The sequence below is a fragment of the Frankia canadensis genome, assembly GCF_900197875.1.
Lineage (GTDB): Bacteria > Actinomycetota > Actinomycetes > Frankiales > Frankiaceae > Frankia > Frankia canadensis.
The window spans coordinates 1-969 of the sequence record NZ_FZMO01000473.1 but is presented as its reverse complement, the minus strand read 5'-3'; the positions used below and the strand labels follow the sequence as shown (position 1 = coordinate 969).

1 pseudogene is annotated in these 969 nt (G+C 75.2%); it reads right to left on the bottom strand.

Annotated features, from left to right (window positions below):
• A pseudogene (locus C1A33_RS26395) lies at positions 1 to 923 on the bottom strand (hypothetical protein); the annotation flags it as partial.
• Positions 924 to 969 lie beyond the last annotated feature (46 nt).

The following is a 969-nucleotide window of genomic DNA, read 5'->3' as shown; positions in this document are numbered from 1 at the left end:
GGGCGCAGCGTCGGGCGGGGCGGCTGCAGCAGCCGGTGCACGGTGAGGCGGTTGGGCGTCCCGACGGTGGCGGGGTGAGGAGGGACGCAGCCGGGAGTTCCAGGGTAGGGGACGAAGATGACGGTGGCGGCGGTGGTGTCGGGGACATGGCGGGCGGCGGTGGCGAGGATCCAGGCGGTGGAGGCGACGGGGTCGGCGAAGGCGCGCATGGTGCCGGAGACGTCGGTGGCGATCGCGATGCGCAGCGGGGGTGTGGGGGTGGTGCGGCGTCGGGTGCGGGTGAACGGCTGGGCGGTGGGGATGGCTCCGGCTGCGCGTTGCGCGTCGGCGGCGAGGGCGCCGCGCATGTGGAGCCGGCCGGGAGGGAAGGCGCTGGTGAGGGTGGTGGCGGCGCGTTCGCGGTAGCCGGCGGCGCGCAACGCGCGGGCGAGGCGGCGAGCGGCGGCCTGCTCGGTCGGGGTGGGTGGGCGCTGTCCGGCAAACTCGGTGGTGGTCGCGCCGGATGTGCGGGTGCCGTTGGGGTCGGAGAAGACGTCCTTCGCGGCGCGGGTGGCGTTCGCGCGGGCTGCGTCCTCGGCGGCGCGGGCGGCGGTTTTCGCGGCCTGGGTGAGGCTGGTGGAGGTGGCGGCGGTGATGCCTGCGAAGGCGTCGGCGATGGCGTCGCCCACCGTCCCCGCTGGGCGACGCCATCGGCGACGCCTTCGCAGGCACCACCGCCGCGCAAGGGTGATCATGCGGCGGATGTCCTGGTCGCCGGTGCGCTGCGCGGCTCGCCAGACGATGCTCAGGTTTTTGAGTCGGTCGGCGCCGAGGACGACCCAGACGGTGGCGGAGACTCGGGCGGTTTCGGTGACGGTGAGGACTCCCGCGTCGACGCGGGCGAGGAGGAGTCCGGCGGTCTGCGCGGCGTCGGGGATGGACATGGTTACCGGGGGTGCGGTGGGCACAGTGGTGACCGCTGGTGGGGCG